Genomic DNA, 15385 nt, shown 5'->3' on the forward strand with positions numbered 1-15385 from the left:
CAACACGCTTCAGGAGAGACCCGCATGCGCCTGCCAATCGCCCTGCTCGCCCTGTTCTGCCTGCCCGCCCTGGCCGACGAGTCGGTACCGGAGCCGGCCGCCATGATGCCCGCCCCCGCCGCGCAACCGGCCAGCGTGCCGCTGGCGCCGATGACCCTGCCAACGCCCATCGACTATGGCGTACTGATCGTCTCGCGCGAGCGCCTGGAGGTCTCCACGCCCTGCGATATCGGCCTGTACCTGCAGGGCAACCTGACGGCGCGTCTGTACCAGGGACAGTCGATCACCCTCAACCTGCCCCCGGGTCAGGTGCAGGTGCGTCTCGGTCAGCTTGGCGGCCACCAGTGCCAGCCACGCTTCGAGCAGTTGCGTAGCCAGACCCTGCAGATCCACACCGGCGAGGTGCTCAAGTACCGCATCGCCATGGACTCGCTGGGCCTGCAGCTGATCCCGGCACCGCAGAATTATTGAAGGCGCAGGCGGGGCTTGACCTTGACCCAGTGTCAAGGTTGATCCTGTGGGCGAATCGAGGAGGAATCGCCCATGTCCAACCTGCAGACCTTCGACCTGCCCATTCGCGGCATGACTTGCGCCAGCTGCGCCGGCCGCGTCGAGCGCGCCCTCAGCCGGGTGCCCGAGGTACAACAGAGCAGCGTCAACCTGGCCACCGAACAGGCCCGCATCACCGCCCCGCGCGAACGCCTGGACGAGCTGCTGACGGCCGTCGAGCAGGCCGGCTATTCGGTACCGCTGCAGAGCCTGGAGCTGAACCTCGGTGGCATGACCTGCGCCAGCTGCGCCGGGCGCATCGAGCGGGCGCTGCTGAAGGTCACCGGGGTGCGCCGGGTCAGCGTCAACCTGGCCAGCGAGCGCGCCCATGTCGAGATGCTCGAAGGCACCGCCAGTGCCGCGCTGATCGCCGCCGTCACAGACGCCGGCTACACCGCCAGCCTGCTCGACGCGGCGCCGGCTCGGGACCCGCAGGCCGCCCTGCGCCGCGAACGCCTGGCGGTGATCCTCGCCCTGCTGCTGGCCGCGCCCCTGGTGGTGCCGATGCTGGCCGAATGGGCCGGTCTGCACTGGATGCTGCCGGCCTGGGTGCAGTTCCTGCTGGCCACGCCGGTGCAGTTCGTCCTCGGCGCGCGCTTCTACCGGGCGGCCTGGAAGGCGCTGAAGGCCGGCAGCGGCAACATGGACCTGCTGGTGGCCCTGGGCACCAGCGCGGGCTACGGCCTGAGCCTGTACCTCTGGGCCACGGCCGAACACCATGTGCCGCACCTGTATTTCGAGGCCTCGGCGGTAGTCATCGCCCTGGTGCTGCTCGGCAAGTACCTGGAGAGCCGCGCCAAGCGCCAGACCAGCGCGGCCATCCGCGCACTCGAGGCGTTGCGCCCGGAACGCGCCACGCGCCTGGTGGACGGTCGCGAGGAAGAGGTGGCGATTGCCGCCCTGCGCCTGGATGACCGCGTGGTGGTGCGCCCCGGCGAACGCTTCCCGGTGGACGGCGAAGTGCTCGACGGCCACAGCCAGGCCGACGAGGCGCTGATCAGCGGCGAAAGCCTGCCGGTGGCCAAGGGCCCGGGTGACCGGGTTACCGGTGGCGCCATCAATGGCGAAGGCCGGCTGATCGTGCGTACCACAGCGTTGGGCGGCGAGACGGTGCTGGCGCGGATCATCCGCCTGGTCGAGGACGCCCAGGCCGCCAAGGCGCCGATCCAGAAGCTGGTGGACCGGGTCAGCGCGGTGTTCGTCCCGGCCGTACTGCTGATCGCCCTGCTCACCCTTGGCGGCTGGCTGCTCGCCGGCGCCAGCCTGGAACAGGCGTTGATCAACGCGGTGGCGGTGCTGGTGATCGCCTGTCCCTGTGCCCTCGGCCTGGCCACCCCGGCGGCGATCATGGCCGGCACCGGCGTGGCGGCGCGCCACGGCATCCTGATCAAGGACGCCGAAGCCCTGGAGCTGGCGCACAAGGTTGCGGTGGTGGCCTTCGACAAGACCGGTACCCTCACCTCCGGCCAGCCGCGCATCGTCCACCTGGCCTGCGACAACATCGAGGAAAACGAACTGCTGCGCCTGGCCGGCGCCCTGCAGCAGGGCAGCGAACACCCGCTGGCGCGTGCCGTGCTCGACGCCGCAGGCGAGCGAGGCCTGACCCTGCCGCCGCTGGCCGCCAGCCAGGCCCTGGCCGGCCGCGGCATCCGCGGTGAAGTGGCAGGCCGCGCGCTGGCCCTGGGCAACCAGCGCCTGTTCGACGAACTGCAGCTCGGCAGTCCGCTGCGCCAGCAGGCCACGGCCTGGGAGGCCGAGGGGCGCACCCTGTCCTGGCTGATCGAACAGGGGCAGCCGGCACGGGTGCTGGGCCTGCTGGCCTTCGGCGACAGCCTCAAGGCAGGCGCGGCGGCGGCCGTCGCCGCGCTGCGCGACCAGGGCATCGAGAGCCACCTGATCAGCGGCGACAACGCCGGCAGCGCCAATGCCGTGGGCCGCGCCCTGGGCATCGATCAGGTGCATGCCCATGTCCTGCCGGCAGACAAGGCGGCCCATGTCGCCGCGCTGAAGCGCGCGGGCATCAGCGTGGCGATGGTCGGTGACGGCATCAACGACGCCCCGGCCCTGGCGGCCGCCGATGTCGGCATCGCCATGGGCGGCGGCACCGATGTGGCCATGCACGCTGCCGGCATCACCCTGATGCGCGGCGACCCGCGCCTGGTGCCGGCCGCGCTGGAGATCAGCCGGCGCACCTGGCGCAAGATCCAGCAGAACCTGTTCTGGGCCTTCATCTACAACCTGGTGGGCATCCCGCTGGCGGCCGCCGGCCTGCTCAACCCGATGGTGGCCGGCGCCGCCATGGCCCTGTCCAGCGTCAGCGTGCTAAGTAACGCGCTGCTGCTCAACACCTGGAAACCCGGCATGGAGCAACGCTCATGAACATCGGCCAGGCCGCCCAGCACAGCGGACTCAGCGCCAAGATGATCCGCTACTACGAATCCATCGGCCTGCTGCGCCCTGCCGGGCGCAGCGACAGCGGCTACCGCCGCTACGGCGAGCAGGACCTGCATGTGCTGGCCTTCATCAAGCGCTCGCGCGACCTGGGCTTCTCGCTGGAGGAAGTCGGCAAGCTGCTGGCCCTGTGGCAGGACCGCGAGCGCGCCAGCGCCGACGTCAAGGCGCTGGCCCTGGCGCACGTCGACGAGCTGAACCGCAAGATCGCCGAGCTGAGCGCATTGCGCGACACCCTGAGCGACCTGGTACAGCACTGCCAGGGCGACCACCGCCCGGATTGCCCGATTCTGCGTGACCTGGAGTCGGGTTGCTGTCACACCCAGCCAGAGCGCTAATGACTATTTATATCAGATAGCAAATAAAACCAACCGATATAAATTATCATTTACGAATCTTTTACATCCCCTTAGAATCGCGCCGCCGCATCGACAGTACGCAACAGATCGATAGCCCTCACGGACGAGCCAAAAAGCGGCCTGCCTGCCCCGCAGAGCAGCACAAGACCATCTGCCAGAACTCGTCTAGGGGACATCACATGCATCGCCACCACCTTTCGCCGCTGGCGGCCGCCATCGCGGTCAGCCTGTGCTTTGCCAATGCCGCACACGCCGCCGAGCAGAAGGACGAAACCGTCCAGCTGGAGGCGACCCAGATCGAGGGCCAGGGTCTGCAGGATCAGGCCACCACCGAAGGCACCCGCTCCTACACCACCGGCGCCATGGCCACCGGCACCAAGCTGCCGCTGTCGATCCGCGAGACCCCGCAGTCGGTCAGCGTGATCACGCGCCAGCGCATGGACGACCAGGGCATGAACAACCTCAATGACGTGGTCAAGTACACCCCCGGCCTGACCGTCAACCAGTACGGTCCGGCGCGCCAGAACTACAGCGCGCGCGGCTTCGACGTCGACAACATCATGTACGACGGCCTGCCGACCAGCGTCTCCATGTACACCCAGGACGTGATCTCCGCCGCCGACCTGGCCATGTACGACCGCGTCGAGATCGTCCGCGGTGCCACCGGCCTGATGCAGGGCGCCGGCAACCCGGCAGCCGCCATCAACCTGGTGCGCAAGCGCCCCACCGCCACGCCGCAGGCCAGCATCGGCGCCAGCCTCGGCAGCTGGGATCATTACCGCACCGAGGCGGACGTCTCCGGCCCGCTGAATGCCGAAGGCACCCTGCGCGGACGCGTGGTCACCGCCTACCAGGACCAGGGCAGCTTCCAGGATTACGTCAGCAGCGAGCGCGGCCTGCTCTACGCCATCACCGAGGCGGACCTGACTGAGGCCACCACCCTGACGCTCGGCGCCTCATACCAGAACGACAACAAGAACGACAACTGGGTGGGCCTGCCCTTCGCCCCGGGCGGCGGCGACCTGGGCCTGGATCGCGACAGCTACTACGGCGCCGACTGGTCCTACTGGGATACCACCACCACCCACCTGTTCAGCGACATCGAGCACCGCTTCGACAACGGCTGGAAGCTCAAGCTGGCGATGAACAAGATGTGGGGCCGCATCCACATGCTGGGCATGTACAACTACTACCTCGGTGACGAGATCACCCAGTCCGCCGGCAACTACATCTACACCGACGACCACAGCAGCTACGATGCCGTCGCCTCCGGCCCGTTCCAGCTGTTCGGCCGCGAGCACGAGCTGGTCTTCGGCACCAGCTACCGCGAGGAAGCCTTCGACGGCCATGGCGGCTGGGGCGATATCGAGATGAAGAACGGCGGCCTGGCCAGCGGTCTAAACCCGACCGAATGGGACCCGACTTCCACCCTCCGGCCCGACCTGAACCTGCGTCTGTGGGGCATGAAGACCGACGAGCAGCAGACCGGCACCTACGTCACCAGCCGTTTCAACATCGCCGACCCGCTGAAAGTGATTCTCGGCGCGCGCCTCGACTGGTACGAGATGGAAGCCGACACCGACAGCTACAAGGTCACCCGCAACCTCACCCGCTACGCCGGGGTGATCTATGACCTCAACGAGACCTACTCGGTCTACACCAGCTACACCGACATCTTCAAACCGCAGACCGTGTTCGACTCGTCCAACAGCCTGCTCGATCCGATCGAAGGCCAGAACTACGAGATCGGCCTGAAGGGCGAGTACTTCGACGGCGCGCTGAACGCCAACGTGGCGCTGTTCCAGGTCGACCAGCTGAACCGTGCCGTGGACGACACCTCGGGCCCCAGCCCGTGCCCTGCCAACCCGACCGCCGCCTATTGCCAGCGTGCTGCCGGCAAGGTGCGCAGTCAGGGTATCGACTTCGAGGTCAGCGGTGCGCTGAGCGAGAACTGGAACGCCAGCGCGTCCTACACCTACGTCGAGGCCAAGTACAAGCAGGATGCCAACGAGGACTTGGAAGGCGAATACTTCGACCAGACCAAGCCGCGCCACCTGTACAAGCTGGCCACCGTCTACAACCTGCCGGGCGAGCTGCACCAATGGCGCGTCGGCGGTGACGTGATCGGCCAGAACGCCACGCAGAACACCGAGTATGACTTCGAGCAGGAAGGCTACGCGCTGGTCGGCCTGATGGTCGGCTACAAGGTGAACGAGCACATCGACACCCGGGTGAACATCAACAACCTGTTCGACAAGCACTATTACAGCGGCATCAGCTTCGGCAACCTGAACTACGGCGCGCCACGCAACGCCATGTTCAGCGTGAAGTGGACCCTGTAAGCCAGCCGCCTATGAAAAAAGGGAGCCGAGGCTCCCTTTTTTCATGCCATCGCCAAATCAGGCCTGGGATTGCAGGTAGTTCTGCAGACCGATCCGTTCGATCAGCCCGAGCTGCTTCTCCAGCCAGTAGGCATGGTCTTCCTCGGTATCGTGCAGCTGCACCTCGAGGATCTCGCGGCTGATGTAGTCACCATGCTGCTCGCACAGCTCGATGCCCTTGGCCAGGGCCGCGCGCACTTCGTATTCGAGCTTGAGGTCGCTCTTGAGCATGTCCGGCACGGTGGCGCCCGGGTGCATCTTCTTCGGCCGCATGTCCGGCGTCCCCTCGAGGAACAGGATGCGCTTGAGCAGCGCATCGGCGTGCTCGGTCTCCTCCTCCATCTCGTGGTTGATCCGCTCGTAGAGCTTCTCAAAGCCCCAGTCCTGGTACATCCGCGAATGCAGGAAATACTGGTCGCGAGCCGCCAGCTCGCCGCGCAGCAGCTCCTTGAGATATTCGACGACTTCGGTCGCGCCTTTCATGACTCATGTCCTGCTAAAACCCTGTTCAGAGAGGCAGCTTCGACCCTCCGGCGGGATTGGTCAAGCCGCAGAACGACATCCTTCACGGAGCGATTCTCATTGACGCAAAGCTGCATGGCAGCTGGGCTGCAGGAACAAAACCCGCTAGCAGTCGCAAGCGGTTCGCAGGGGTAACGCCCTGTCATCTAATGGCGCCGTCAGCCCGCGCGCGGGCGCATCACGCCGCGGTAAAAACCGGCCGGCAACAGGCTGATCGCCAGGCCGCCGAACACCAGTGCACAGGCCAGCCATCCCATTACGCTGAGCGCTTCGCCGAGCAGCAGCCAACCGGCAAGCAGGCCGGACACCGGCACCGCCAGGGCGAAGGGCGTGACCACGCTGGCCGGGTAGCGACGCAGCAGGAAGCTCCAGATGGCGAAGCCAACCGTGGTGGCCAGGAAGGCGATGTACAGCAGCGCGCCCAAGCCGCGCCAGCTCAGATTGTCGATGGCCGCGCCCATCGCCTGCGGCCCCTCGAAGACGTACGACAGCCCCAGCAGCGGCAGCACCGGCACCAGGCTGACCCAGCAGATCAGGCGCAGCATGTCGCTGGCCCCGGAGCGCTTGGTGGCGATATTGGCGAAGGCCCAGGCCAGCGCCGCGGCAATCACCAGAACGAAGCCCAGCAGGCTGTCACCCAGCGGCCGCTGCAGGCCGATCAGCAGCAACCCGCCGGCCGCCAGCAGCAAGCCGGCCAGCGCACGCACGCTGGGGCGCTCGCCGAGCAGCAGCGCGGCGATCAGCACGGTGAAGAACACCTGGCTCTGCAGCACCAGCGAGGACAGCCCGGCCGGCATGCCCAGGTGCATGCCGACGAACAGCAGGCCGAACTTGATCACCCCGAGCAGCACGCCGATCTGCACGATGCGCCACAGCGGCGCCGGCAACGGCCCGCGCAGGAACAACAGGGGCAGCGCCGCCAGGGCGAAGCGCAGGGCGCAGAACAGCAGCGGCGGGAAGTCTTCCAGGCCGACCTTGATCACCACGAAGTTGACACCCCAGATCAGGGTGACCAGCAGGGCCAGGAGAATATGCGGCAGCGGCATGGACGGACTCCGGAGTCAGTGCTCGCACACTAGCAGCGCCCCGCCTCCCCTGCCCGGTACAGTTGCCGCCTATCGCGACCGGACAGCGGGCCTCACTGCGCCCAAGGCGGCGGTGGCGGCTCGTCGTGCGGGGCATCCTCGGCGTTGCGCGCGGCCTCGCGGCGCGCCTGCTCGGCCAGCGCCGCCTTGATCTCGCGCAGCACCGCGCCGACATCGGCCTCCGCCTCCGGCTCGGCGAAACGGCCGCTCAGCTGAGTCTCGGGGGTCAGCTTGCCGTCCTCGTAGAGCGCCCACATCTCCTTGGCGTAGCGGGTCTCCAGCAGCTCCGGGGCGAACTGGCCGAAGTACTCGGCCATGTTGCGCACGTCGCGCTCGAGCATGCTGAAGGCATGGTTGTTGGCCGCCGCGTCCACCGCCTGCGGCAGGTCGATGATCACCGGGCCGTGCGGGTCGAGCAGCACGTTGAATTCCGACAGGTCGCCATGCACCAGGCCGGCGCAGAGCATCTTGACGATCTCGCCGATCATGAAGGCGTGGAACTCGCGGGCATCCTCGGGCAGCAGGTCGACATCGTTGAGGCGCGGCGCGGCGTCGCCATAGCCGTCGTCGACCATCTCCATCAGCAGCACGCCATCCTGGTAGTCGTAGGGCTTGGGCACCCGCACGCCGGCGGCGGCCAGGCGAAACAGCGCCGACACCTCGGCGTTCTGCCAGGCCTCCTCCTGCTCCTTGCGCCCGTACTTGCTGCCCTTGGCCATGGCGCGGGCATCCCGGCTGTTGCGGGTCTTGCGGCCCTCCTGGTACTCGGCGGCCTGGCGGAAGCCACGCTTGTTGGCCTCCTTGTAGACCTTGGCGCAGCGCAGTTCCTTGCCGCAGCGCACTACATAGACCGAAGCTTCCTTGCCGCTCATCAGCGGGCGCACGACCTCGTCGATCAGGCCATCTTCGAGCAGGGGTTCCAGGCGTTTCGGGGTCTTCATCGCGTGCCAAGGGGCTCCGGTGGGGAAATCAGCAGGCGTTATACGGCAATCCGCCGCCGGCCCGCCAGCGCGAAGCGGAATCGCCTCGCGAACGGCATGCTTCAACCCGGCGGCAGAGTCAGCTCGATGCTCTCGCCCAGCGACTCCTCCAGGCGCTGCAGCTCGCAGCGCAGCGAGGCGGCATCGTCGGCGTGCGCGCGGGCGATCTCGGCGAAAGGCTCGGCCGTCTCGATCAGCGCCAGCACCACCGAGGGATCGAAGCGCGTACCGCTGGCCGCGCTGATCTGCGCCACCGCCTCGGCGCAGGGCAGCGCCTGGCGGTAGGGGTGGTGACTGGTCAGCTCCTCGTAGGCGCCGACCACCGCCATCAGCCGTGCCGCCAGCGGAATCTGCTCGCCGTGCAGGCCCTGCGGATAGCCGCTGCCGTCCCAGTGCTCGTGCTGGCTGTAGACGATGTCGCGGGCATCGCGCAGGAAGTCGGTGACGCTGCCCAGCTTGGCCTCGGCGGCCAGCAGGGCGTCGCGCCCGGCCTGGGCATGGCTGTGCAGCAGCTTGAGATCGTCGCCCTGCAGCGGCACCGGGCTGAGCAGGATGCGGTCGGGCAGCACCAGTTTGCCGATGCCGTGCAGCAGCGCCGACTTGCCCAGCTGGGCGATGCGCGCCTCATGCAGCTCCTCGGCCAGCAGCGGTTGCTGACGGGCCAGGGTGGCGGCCAGCTCGACCATGTACGGTTCGATACGCGCCAGGTGCTTGCCGCAGGGGTTGTCGCGCATCGCCGCGAGGCCGGCCATGGCCTCGATGGTCACCTCCTGCAGGCGCTGGATATCACGGGTGCGGCGGCGCACCTCCCACTCCAGGTACTCGCTCCTGTCGCGCAGGAAGTCCGCACTGGCCTTGAGCTGCAGTTGCGCACGCACGCGGGCGAGGACGATGGGCGGGCTGATCGGCTTGGTGATGTAGTCCACCGCGCCCAGGTCAAAGCCCTGCTGCTCGTCGGCCTGCTCGCTCTTGGCGGTGAGGAAGATCACCGGGATCTCGGCGGTGGCCGGGTCGGCCTTGAGCCGCTGGCACACCTCGTAGCCGTCGATCTCCGGCATCATGATGTCCAGCAGGATCAGGTCGGGCTGGCTCTCGGCAGCGATGCGCAGGCCCTTGGCACCGTGGTTGGCGACCTTGACCCGGTAGTGGTCGGCCAGCAGCTCGCTCATCAGCGTGAGGTTTTCCGGGGTGTCGTCGACCAGCAGGATCAGCGGCTGGTCGGGCCGGTCGAGCATTTCCACCATCATCCATACCCCCTGTTCAGAGCCCCAGCCCCTGTTGCTGCGCGGCCTGGCGCAGCAGGGCCCGGGCCCGCTCGAAGTCGAAACCGTGGACCGCCGCCGCCAGCGGGGCATATGCATCATTAAAGGCGCTGCGCAGCAGTTCGGCCTGCTCGTCGAAGACTTTTCCGGCACGCGGGTCGTCGTCGCCGAACAGGCGCAGCAGCTGCTGGCACACCGGCAGCAGCTGCTGTGGGTCGACCTCGGCCAAGGCCTGCGCCACGGGCAGCGCGCGGATCGCCGCGAGCAGCTCGGCCAGGCTGCGCTCCAGCTCGCCGAGCAGCACGCCCAGCTCGTCGTGGCGGGCATCCTTGATCGCGCTTTCCAGGGCCGCCGCCTGCGCCGCCAGGTCGCCGGCACCGAGGTTGCCGGCCAGGCCCTTGAGGCTGTGCGCCTCGCGTTCGGCACCCTCCTGCTCGCCGGCGGCCAGCAGCTGGCGCAGGCGCGGCGCGAACTCGGCCTGGCTGGCGGCGAACTTGTCCAGCAGGCGGCGATACAGCTCGGGCTTGCCCAGCACCCGGCGCAGGCCGCTGGCCAGGTCGACGCCCGGCAGCTGCCAGTCCGGCAGGCCCTGCGGCGGCGCGCTACCGGGTGCCTCGGCACGCGCCTGCAGCCAGCGCCGCAGGGTATTCCACAACTCGGCCGGCTCGATCGGCTTGCCCAGGTGATCGTTCATCCCCGCCGCCAGGCAGCGCTCGCGATCGGCGGGCATGGCGTTGGCAGTCATGGCCACGATCGGCAGGGCGGCGAAGCGCGGCTCGCGGCGCAACACTTCGGTGGTGGCGATGCCATCGAGCACCGGCATCTGCATGTCCATCAGCACCAGCGCGTAGTGGCCATCCGGATGAGCGCGCAGCAGGTCGAGGGCCACCTGGCCATGCTCGGCCTGGTCGATCTGCAGGCCGCTCTCCTGCAGCAGGCCGCAGGCCACCTCGCGGTTAAGTTCATTGTCCTCCACCAGCAGCACGCGCTGGCCGCTGAAGTCGGGTACCGCCTCGCCCACCGGCAGGCGGGCGAAGCCCTGGGCTTCACCTTCGCCGCCCAGGCTGCGGATCACCGCGTCGAACAGCAGCGAGGGGTTGAGCGGCTTGAGCAGTACGTCCTCGATGCCGACCCGCTCGGCCCCCAGCATCACCTCCTCGCGGCCATAGGCGGTGACCATCAACAGATGCGGCGGTGGCTGCAGGCCCAGCTCGCGCACCCGCCGGGCGGTCTCCAGGCCGTCCATGCCGGGCATCTGCCAGTCCAGCACGAGCAGCTCGAACGGCTCGTGGCTTAGCGCCGCCTCCTGCACCTGCTGCAGGGCAGCCTTGCCGGACGCCACCGCCGTGACGCGAAAGCTCATGCTTTCCAGCATGTCGCGCAGCACCTGGCGCGCGCTGTCGTTGTCATCCACCACCAGCACGCGGCGGCTGCGCAGGTCGCTCTGCGCCAGCAGGCGCTGGCCCTGCTGGCGGGCGATGCCGAGCGGCACCCGGCACCAGAACAGGCTGCCGCGCCCCGCGGCACTGTCCACGCCGACGCTACCGCCCATGGCTTCGGCCAGGCTCTTGCAGATGGCCAGGCCGAGGCCGGTGCCGCCGTACTTGCGGGTGGTTGAGCTGTCGGCCTGCTGGAATGACTCGAACAGGCGGCTCTGCTGCTCCGTCGTCAGGCCGATGCCGGTGTCGCGCACGCCCAGGTACAGCAGCACGCCATCGGCCGTGTGCCCCTCGCCGCGCAGGATCACCTCCACCTCGCCCTGCTCGGTGAACTTGACCGCGTTGTTGGCGTAGTTGATCAGGATCTGCCCCAGGCGCAGCGGGTCGCCCACCAGGTGCTGGGGCAGCTCGGGGTCGAGGTTGAACACCAGCTCCAGGCCCTTGGCGCCGACCTTGTCGCCGATCAGGCTGGCGAGGTTCTCCAGCACCTGCTGCAGGTCGAACTCGATGTGCTCGATGGTCAGCTTGCCGGCCTCGATCTTGGAGAAGTCGAGGATGTCGTTGATGATCCCCAGCAGGTGCTGGCCGGCCTGCTGGATCTTGTTCAGGTAGTCGCGCTGGCGCGGGCTGAGGTCGGTTTTCAGCGCCAGGTGCGACATGCCGATGATGGCGTTCATCGGCGTGCGGATCTCGTGACTCATGTTGGCCAGGAAGTCCGACTTCAGCCGCGCCGCCTCCTCGGCCAGATCCTTGGCCTTGGCCAGCTCGGCCTCGGTCTGCTTGCGCACGGTGATGTCGCGGCTCACGCCGACCAGGCCGAGCAGGTGCCCCCGGTCATCGCGAAAGGTCGTGCGCAGGGTGTCGAGCACCACCTGGCGGCCGTCCGGGTAGGTCACCCGCCCTTCGCTCTCGTACGGATGAGGCCAGTTCATCGCCGTGCGGTCATGCTCGGCACGCGCCGCGGCCCAGGCTGCCGGCAGCAGCTCGCCGTCGCGGCGGCCGATGACCTCCTCGGCGGTCTTGCCGAACAGCTCGGCGCACGCCTGGTTGATGCCGAGGTAGCGGCCCTGCGCGTCCTTGAACCAGATCGGATCGGGAATCGCGTTGATCAGCGCCACCAGGGTGCTGCGCTGGCGCTGCGCCTCGGCCTCGGCGCGCTGGCGCTCGGCGATCTGCACCGCCAGGCGGCGGTTCCACAACAGCACGAAGGCCACCAGGGCCAGCAGGCCGAGCAGGTAGGGCCAGCCGACCTGCAGCAGGCGCCGCCAGTTGAAGGCGGTCAGCGGCGGCAGCCAGCGTTCCTTGATAGCGGCCTGCTCCGCCTCGTCCAGGCTGGCCAGGGCCTTGTCCAGCAGGGCGACCAGCTGGGTCTGGTCGATTCGCGTGGCGAAGCGGAATTCGCTGGTGGACAGCCCGGTCTCGCCGCGCAGTTCCAGGTTGGTCAGGTTCAGCTCGCGGATCAGGTAGCTGGCGACGATCATGTCGCCGACGTAGGCCTCGGCGCGGCCGGACGAGACGGCGCGCAGGGCCGACTCGGTATCGCGCACCTCCAGCAGCTGCACGCCCGCCACCTTGTCGCGCAGTGCCTGCTGCAGCACATAGCCACGCTCGATGGCCACCCGCTTGCCGGCCAGGTCGCGGGGGCGCTGCACCGCGACGTCGGCGCGGGTGAAGATCAGGCTGCTGACCAGATAGGGCGCACTGAAGGCCATGTAGGCCTGGCGCTCGGGCGTCATCGCCACCGAGGGCAGCAGGTCGACCCGGCCCTCGCGCAGGGCCTGCAGGGCGGCGTCCCAGTCGTCCAGCAGCACCGGTTGCAGGCGCAGGCCGAGGCGCTCGGCCAGCAGCGCCAGGTAGTCGCCGCTGAGGCCGCGGTGGCGCCCCTGCGGGTCGATCACATCGAACGGCGGCCAGCCATCACGCTCGACGCCGACCCGCAGCACCGGGTGCTCGGCCAGCCAGGCGCGCTCCTCCTCGGTCAGGCGCAGGTCGGCCCGGGCCAGCAGCGGCAGCAGGCAGAGCAGAAGCAGGCAACAGAGGCGCGGCATGGGCGTTTCCGGGTCGACGCTGGATTCGCTCAGCTTAGTCAGCACTTTGAAAGTCAGATGCGGATTGGCAGCGCTGACGGTCGGGCCGACAATCAGCCCATCAGGACTCGGGGGAACGTCCGCCATGCTCGATCACGACCACTGCTGGCAAGCCCTGTGCGAGCGCGATGCGCACTTTGATGGGCAGTTCGTCTTCGCCGTGCGCAGTACCGGCATCTACTGCCGACCCAGCTGCCCGGCACGGCGGCCACGGCGCGACAACGTCAGCTTTCATGCCGATGCGGCCAGCGCCGAGGCCGCCGGCTACCGTCCGTGCAAGCGCTGCTCGCCGCACGGCAAGAGCCCGGCCGAACAGCTCGACGCGCTGGTGGTGGCTGCCTGCCGCCTGCTGGAAAGCAGCGAGCAGGCGCCGACTCTGGATCAGCTAGCGGCGCGCATCGGCCTGTCCGCCTCGCACCTGGCGCGGGCCTTCAAGGCGCGCACCGGGATGACCCCGCGCGCCTGGCTGGCCGCGCAACGACGCCAGCGCCTGGAAGCCAGCCTGCCGCAGGCCGGTTCGGTGCTGCAGGCGGCGCTGGAGGCCGGCTACTCCGGCACCCGTGCACTCTATGAAGAGCCTGCCGCACTGAGCCCGGCGCAGCGGCGCCAGCAGGGCGCCGGCGAGGTGCTGCGCTACGCCATCAGCGACTGCCCGCTGGGCCTGCTGCTGCTCGCCACCAGCGACAAGGGCGTCTGCGCCCTGCTGTTTGGCGACGACGAGAGCGAACTGGAGGCCGAACTGCAGCAGCGCTTCGCCGCCGCCGAACTCCAACGTGACCAGCGCGGCCTGCGCGACTGGCTGCGCGAAGTGCTCCAGCAGGTGCAGGAACCGCAGCGCGCCGCCAGGCTGCCGCTGGACCTGCGCGGCAGCGCCTTCCAGCAGCGGGTCTGGCAGGCTCTGCGCGAGATTCCGCCGGGGCAGACGCGGCGCTACGGCGAACTGGCCGAGCAGCTCGGCAGCCACGCCCGCGCAGTGGCCCGAGCCTGTGCCAGCAATCCGCTGGGCCTGCTGGTGCCCTGCCACCGGGTGGTCGGCGCCAAGGGCGCGCTCACCGGCTACCGCTGGGGCGTGCCGCGCAAACAGGCGCTGCTGGACCAGGAAGGCGCCACCCTGGGTGACTGATGATCCCCTCTCCCCCTGGGAGAGGGAGTCAGCTCCATACTTGCGACAATCCTCTGCCGGGCCGAAGCTATGCGGCCCGAAGGAGAGCCCATGGACACCGCCGAACTCACCCGCCGCCTGCATGCCATTCGCGACCACAACGCCTGGCGCCGTTTCCACAGCCCGAAGAACCTGGCCATGGCCGCCAGCGTAGAGATGGCCGAGCTGGTGGAAATCTTCCAGTGGCTGTCCGAAGACGAATCGCGCCAGCTGCCGGCCGAGCAGCTGGAGCATGCCGGCCAGGAAGTCGGCGATATCGTGCTCTATCTGTTGCTGCTGTGCAGCGAGCTGGGCATCGATCTGGAGCAGGCGGTGCGCGCCAAGCTGGCCGACAGCGAGAGGCGCTTCGCATGAGCGACCGCCATTTCGACGAACTGGCCACCCGCTTCGCCGAGAAGATCTACGGCGGCGCCAAGGGCGCCATCCGCCTGGCCGTGCTGCAGGCCGACCTCAAGGAAGCCCTGCCGGAACGCCCGCTACGGGTGCTCGACGTCGGCGCCGGCCTCGGCCACATGAGCCTGTGGCTGGCCCAGCGCGGCCACCAGGTGACCCTGGCCGAACCCGCCGCGCCAATGCTGGAGGGGGCACGCCAGCGCTTCGCCGAAGCCGGCGTCGCGGCCACCTTCATCCAGGCGCCCTGGCAGGACCTGCTCGGACAACTCACCCAACCCTATGACCTGGTGCTGTGCCACGCAGTGCTGGAATGGCTGGCCGAGCCGCACGCCATCCTGCCCGTGCTGCACCAGCTGACCGCCGCCGAGGGCTGGCTGTCGCTGGCCTTCTACAACAAGGATGCGCTGGTCTACCGCAACCTGCTCAAGGGGCATTTCCGCAAGCTGCGCAAGGAGCGCTTCGCCGGCGAGGGGCAGAGCCTGACCCCGCAGCAGCCGCTCGACCCGCGTGAACTGGCCACGCAACTCGACGCCCTCTGGCGGGTCGAAAGCCGCAGCGGGGTGCGGGTATTCCATGACTACATGCCGGCCGAGTTCCAGGCCAAGGCCGAACTGGCCGACCTGCTGGAAATGGAGCTGGCCTACCGCCGCCATCCGAGTTTCGCCGGTCTCGGCCGCTACCTGCACTGGGTCTGCCGGCCCTTGTAGCCCGGATG

At 68.5% G+C, this 15385-nt stretch carries 12 protein-coding genes; 7 read left to right on the forward strand and 5 right to left on the reverse strand.

The genetic code is table 11. The annotated features are described in order from the left end of the window. Positions 1-102 precede the first annotated feature (102 nt). The 4 genes from PA6_RS13100 to PA6_RS13115 all read left to right on the forward strand — a co-directional run bounded on the left by PA6_RS13100 (position 103) and on the right by PA6_RS13115 (position 5701). Positions 103-471, forward strand: coding sequence for a hypothetical protein (locus tag PA6_RS13100; protein WP_043216684.1), 369 nt, complete (start codon positions 103-105; stop codon positions 469-471). A gap of 72 nt (positions 472-543) precedes the next feature. Further along, positions 544-2928 carry a heavy metal translocating P-type ATPase gene (locus PA6_RS13105; protein ID WP_021701409.1) on the forward strand — a complete coding sequence of 795 codons (2385 nt, stop codon included), beginning with the start codon at positions 544-546 and terminating at the stop codon, positions 2926-2928. Then, positions 2925-3338, forward strand: coding sequence for a Cu(I)-responsive transcriptional regulator (gene cueR, locus PA6_RS13110; RefSeq protein WP_021701410.1), 414 nt, complete (start codon positions 2925-2927; stop codon positions 3336-3338). Before PA6_RS13105 ends, cueR begins: the two co-directional genes overlap by 4 nt. A 200-nt stretch (positions 3339-3538) precedes the next feature. Next, positions 3539-5701, forward strand: a complete 2163-nt coding sequence (locus PA6_RS13115; RefSeq protein ID WP_021701411.1) for a TonB-dependent siderophore receptor — start codon at positions 3539-3541, stop codon at positions 5699-5701. 57 nt (positions 5702-5758) lie between these two features. Here the strand turns inward: PA6_RS13115 and bfr are convergent, their stop codons facing one another. From bfr to PA6_RS13140, 5 genes are all read right to left on the reverse strand, one after another. Further along, on the reverse strand, positions 5759-6223 hold the full coding sequence (bfr, locus tag PA6_RS13120; RefSeq protein WP_021701412.1) for a bacterioferritin: 465 nt from the start codon (positions 6221-6223) through the stop codon (positions 5759-5761). 197 nt (positions 6224-6420) lie between these two features. After that, the gene (locus PA6_RS13125; RefSeq protein WP_021701413.1) at positions 6421-7308 is read right to left on the reverse strand and encodes an EamA family transporter; all 888 of its coding nucleotides are present in this window, start codon (positions 7306-7308) and stop codon (positions 6421-6423) included. Positions 7309-7400: 92 nt separating this feature from the next. Continuing rightward, positions 7401-8288 carry a PA4780 family RIO1-like protein kinase gene (locus PA6_RS13130; protein WP_021701414.1) on the reverse strand — a complete coding sequence of 296 codons (888 nt, stop codon included), beginning with the start codon at positions 8286-8288 and terminating at the stop codon, positions 7401-7403. A gap of 101 nt (positions 8289-8389) precedes the next feature. Beyond that, complete coding sequence (locus PA6_RS13135) at positions 8390-9571, reverse strand: response regulator (RefSeq protein WP_043216686.1); 1182 nt, start codon at positions 9569-9571, stop codon at positions 8390-8392. A 16-nt stretch (positions 9572-9587) separates the two neighbouring features. Beyond that, a complete protein-coding gene (locus PA6_RS13140) occupies positions 9588-13076 on the reverse strand; it encodes a response regulator (RefSeq protein ID WP_043216687.1) in 3489 nt (1162 codons plus the stop codon). 124 nt (positions 13077-13200) lie between these two features. On the opposite strand from PA6_RS13140, the gene ada reads away from it, so the two are divergent. The 3 genes from ada (at position 13201) to PA6_RS13155 (ending at position 15377) form a co-directional block, all read left to right on the forward strand. Then, positions 13201-14238, forward strand: coding sequence for a bifunctional DNA-binding transcriptional regulator/O6-methylguanine-DNA methyltransferase Ada (gene ada, locus PA6_RS13145; RefSeq protein WP_021701417.1), 1038 nt, complete (start codon positions 13201-13203; stop codon positions 14236-14238). Positions 14239-14328: 90 nt separating this feature from the next. Beyond that, on the forward strand, positions 14329-14631 hold the full coding sequence (locus PA6_RS13150) for a nucleotide pyrophosphohydrolase (protein ID WP_021701418.1): 303 nt from the start codon (positions 14329-14331) through the stop codon (positions 14629-14631). Continuing rightward, complete coding sequence (locus PA6_RS13155; RefSeq protein ID WP_021701419.1) at positions 14628-15377, forward strand: methyltransferase domain-containing protein; 750 nt, start codon at positions 14628-14630, stop codon at positions 15375-15377. Before PA6_RS13150 ends, PA6_RS13155 begins: the two co-directional genes overlap by 4 nt. Positions 15378-15385 lie beyond the last annotated feature (8 nt).

Origin of the sequence: Aquipseudomonas alcaligenes NBRC 14159, assembly GCF_000467105.1 — a bacterium.
GTDB classification, from domain to species: domain Bacteria; phylum Pseudomonadota; class Gammaproteobacteria; order Pseudomonadales; family Pseudomonadaceae; genus Aquipseudomonas; species Aquipseudomonas alcaligenes.

Excerpts from the sequence above, each read along its gene's own strand:
- ada (WP_021701417.1), top strand. The coding sequence starts at position 13,201 with ATGCTCGATCACGACCACTGCTGGCAAGCCCTGTGCGAGCGCGATGCG.
- PA6_RS13150 (WP_021701418.1), top strand. The coding sequence starts at position 14,329 with ATGGACACCGCCGAACTCACCCGCCGCCTGCATGCCATTCGCGACCAC.
- PA6_RS13135 (WP_043216686.1), bottom strand. The coding sequence starts at position 9,571 with ATGGTGGAAATGCTCGACCGGCCCGACCAGCCGCTGATCCTGCTGGTC.
- cueR (WP_021701410.1), top strand. The coding sequence starts at position 2,925 with ATGAACATCGGCCAGGCCGCCCAGCACAGCGGACTCAGCGCCAAGATG.
- PA6_RS13130 (WP_021701414.1), bottom strand. The coding sequence starts at position 8,288 with ATGAAGACCCCGAAACGCCTGGAACCCCTGCTCGAAGATGGCCTGATC.
- PA6_RS13100 (WP_043216684.1), top strand. The coding sequence starts at position 103 with ATGATGCCCGCCCCCGCCGCGCAACCGGCCAGCGTGCCGCTGGCGCCG.
- PA6_RS13105 (WP_021701409.1), top strand. The coding sequence starts at position 544 with ATGTCCAACCTGCAGACCTTCGACCTGCCCATTCGCGGCATGACTTGC.
- PA6_RS13115 (WP_021701411.1), top strand. The coding sequence starts at position 3,539 with ATGCATCGCCACCACCTTTCGCCGCTGGCGGCCGCCATCGCGGTCAGC.
- PA6_RS13155 (WP_021701419.1), top strand. The coding sequence starts at position 14,628 with ATGAGCGACCGCCATTTCGACGAACTGGCCACCCGCTTCGCCGAGAAG.
- bfr (WP_021701412.1), bottom strand. The coding sequence starts at position 6,223 with ATGAAAGGCGCGACCGAAGTCGTCGAATATCTCAAGGAGCTGCTGCGC.
- PA6_RS13125 (WP_021701413.1), bottom strand. The coding sequence starts at position 7,308 with ATGCCGCTGCCGCATATTCTCCTGGCCCTGCTGGTCACCCTGATCTGG.
- PA6_RS13140 (WP_043216687.1), bottom strand. The coding sequence starts at position 13,076 with ATGCCGCGCCTCTGTTGCCTGCTTCTGCTCTGCCTGCTGCCGCTGCTG.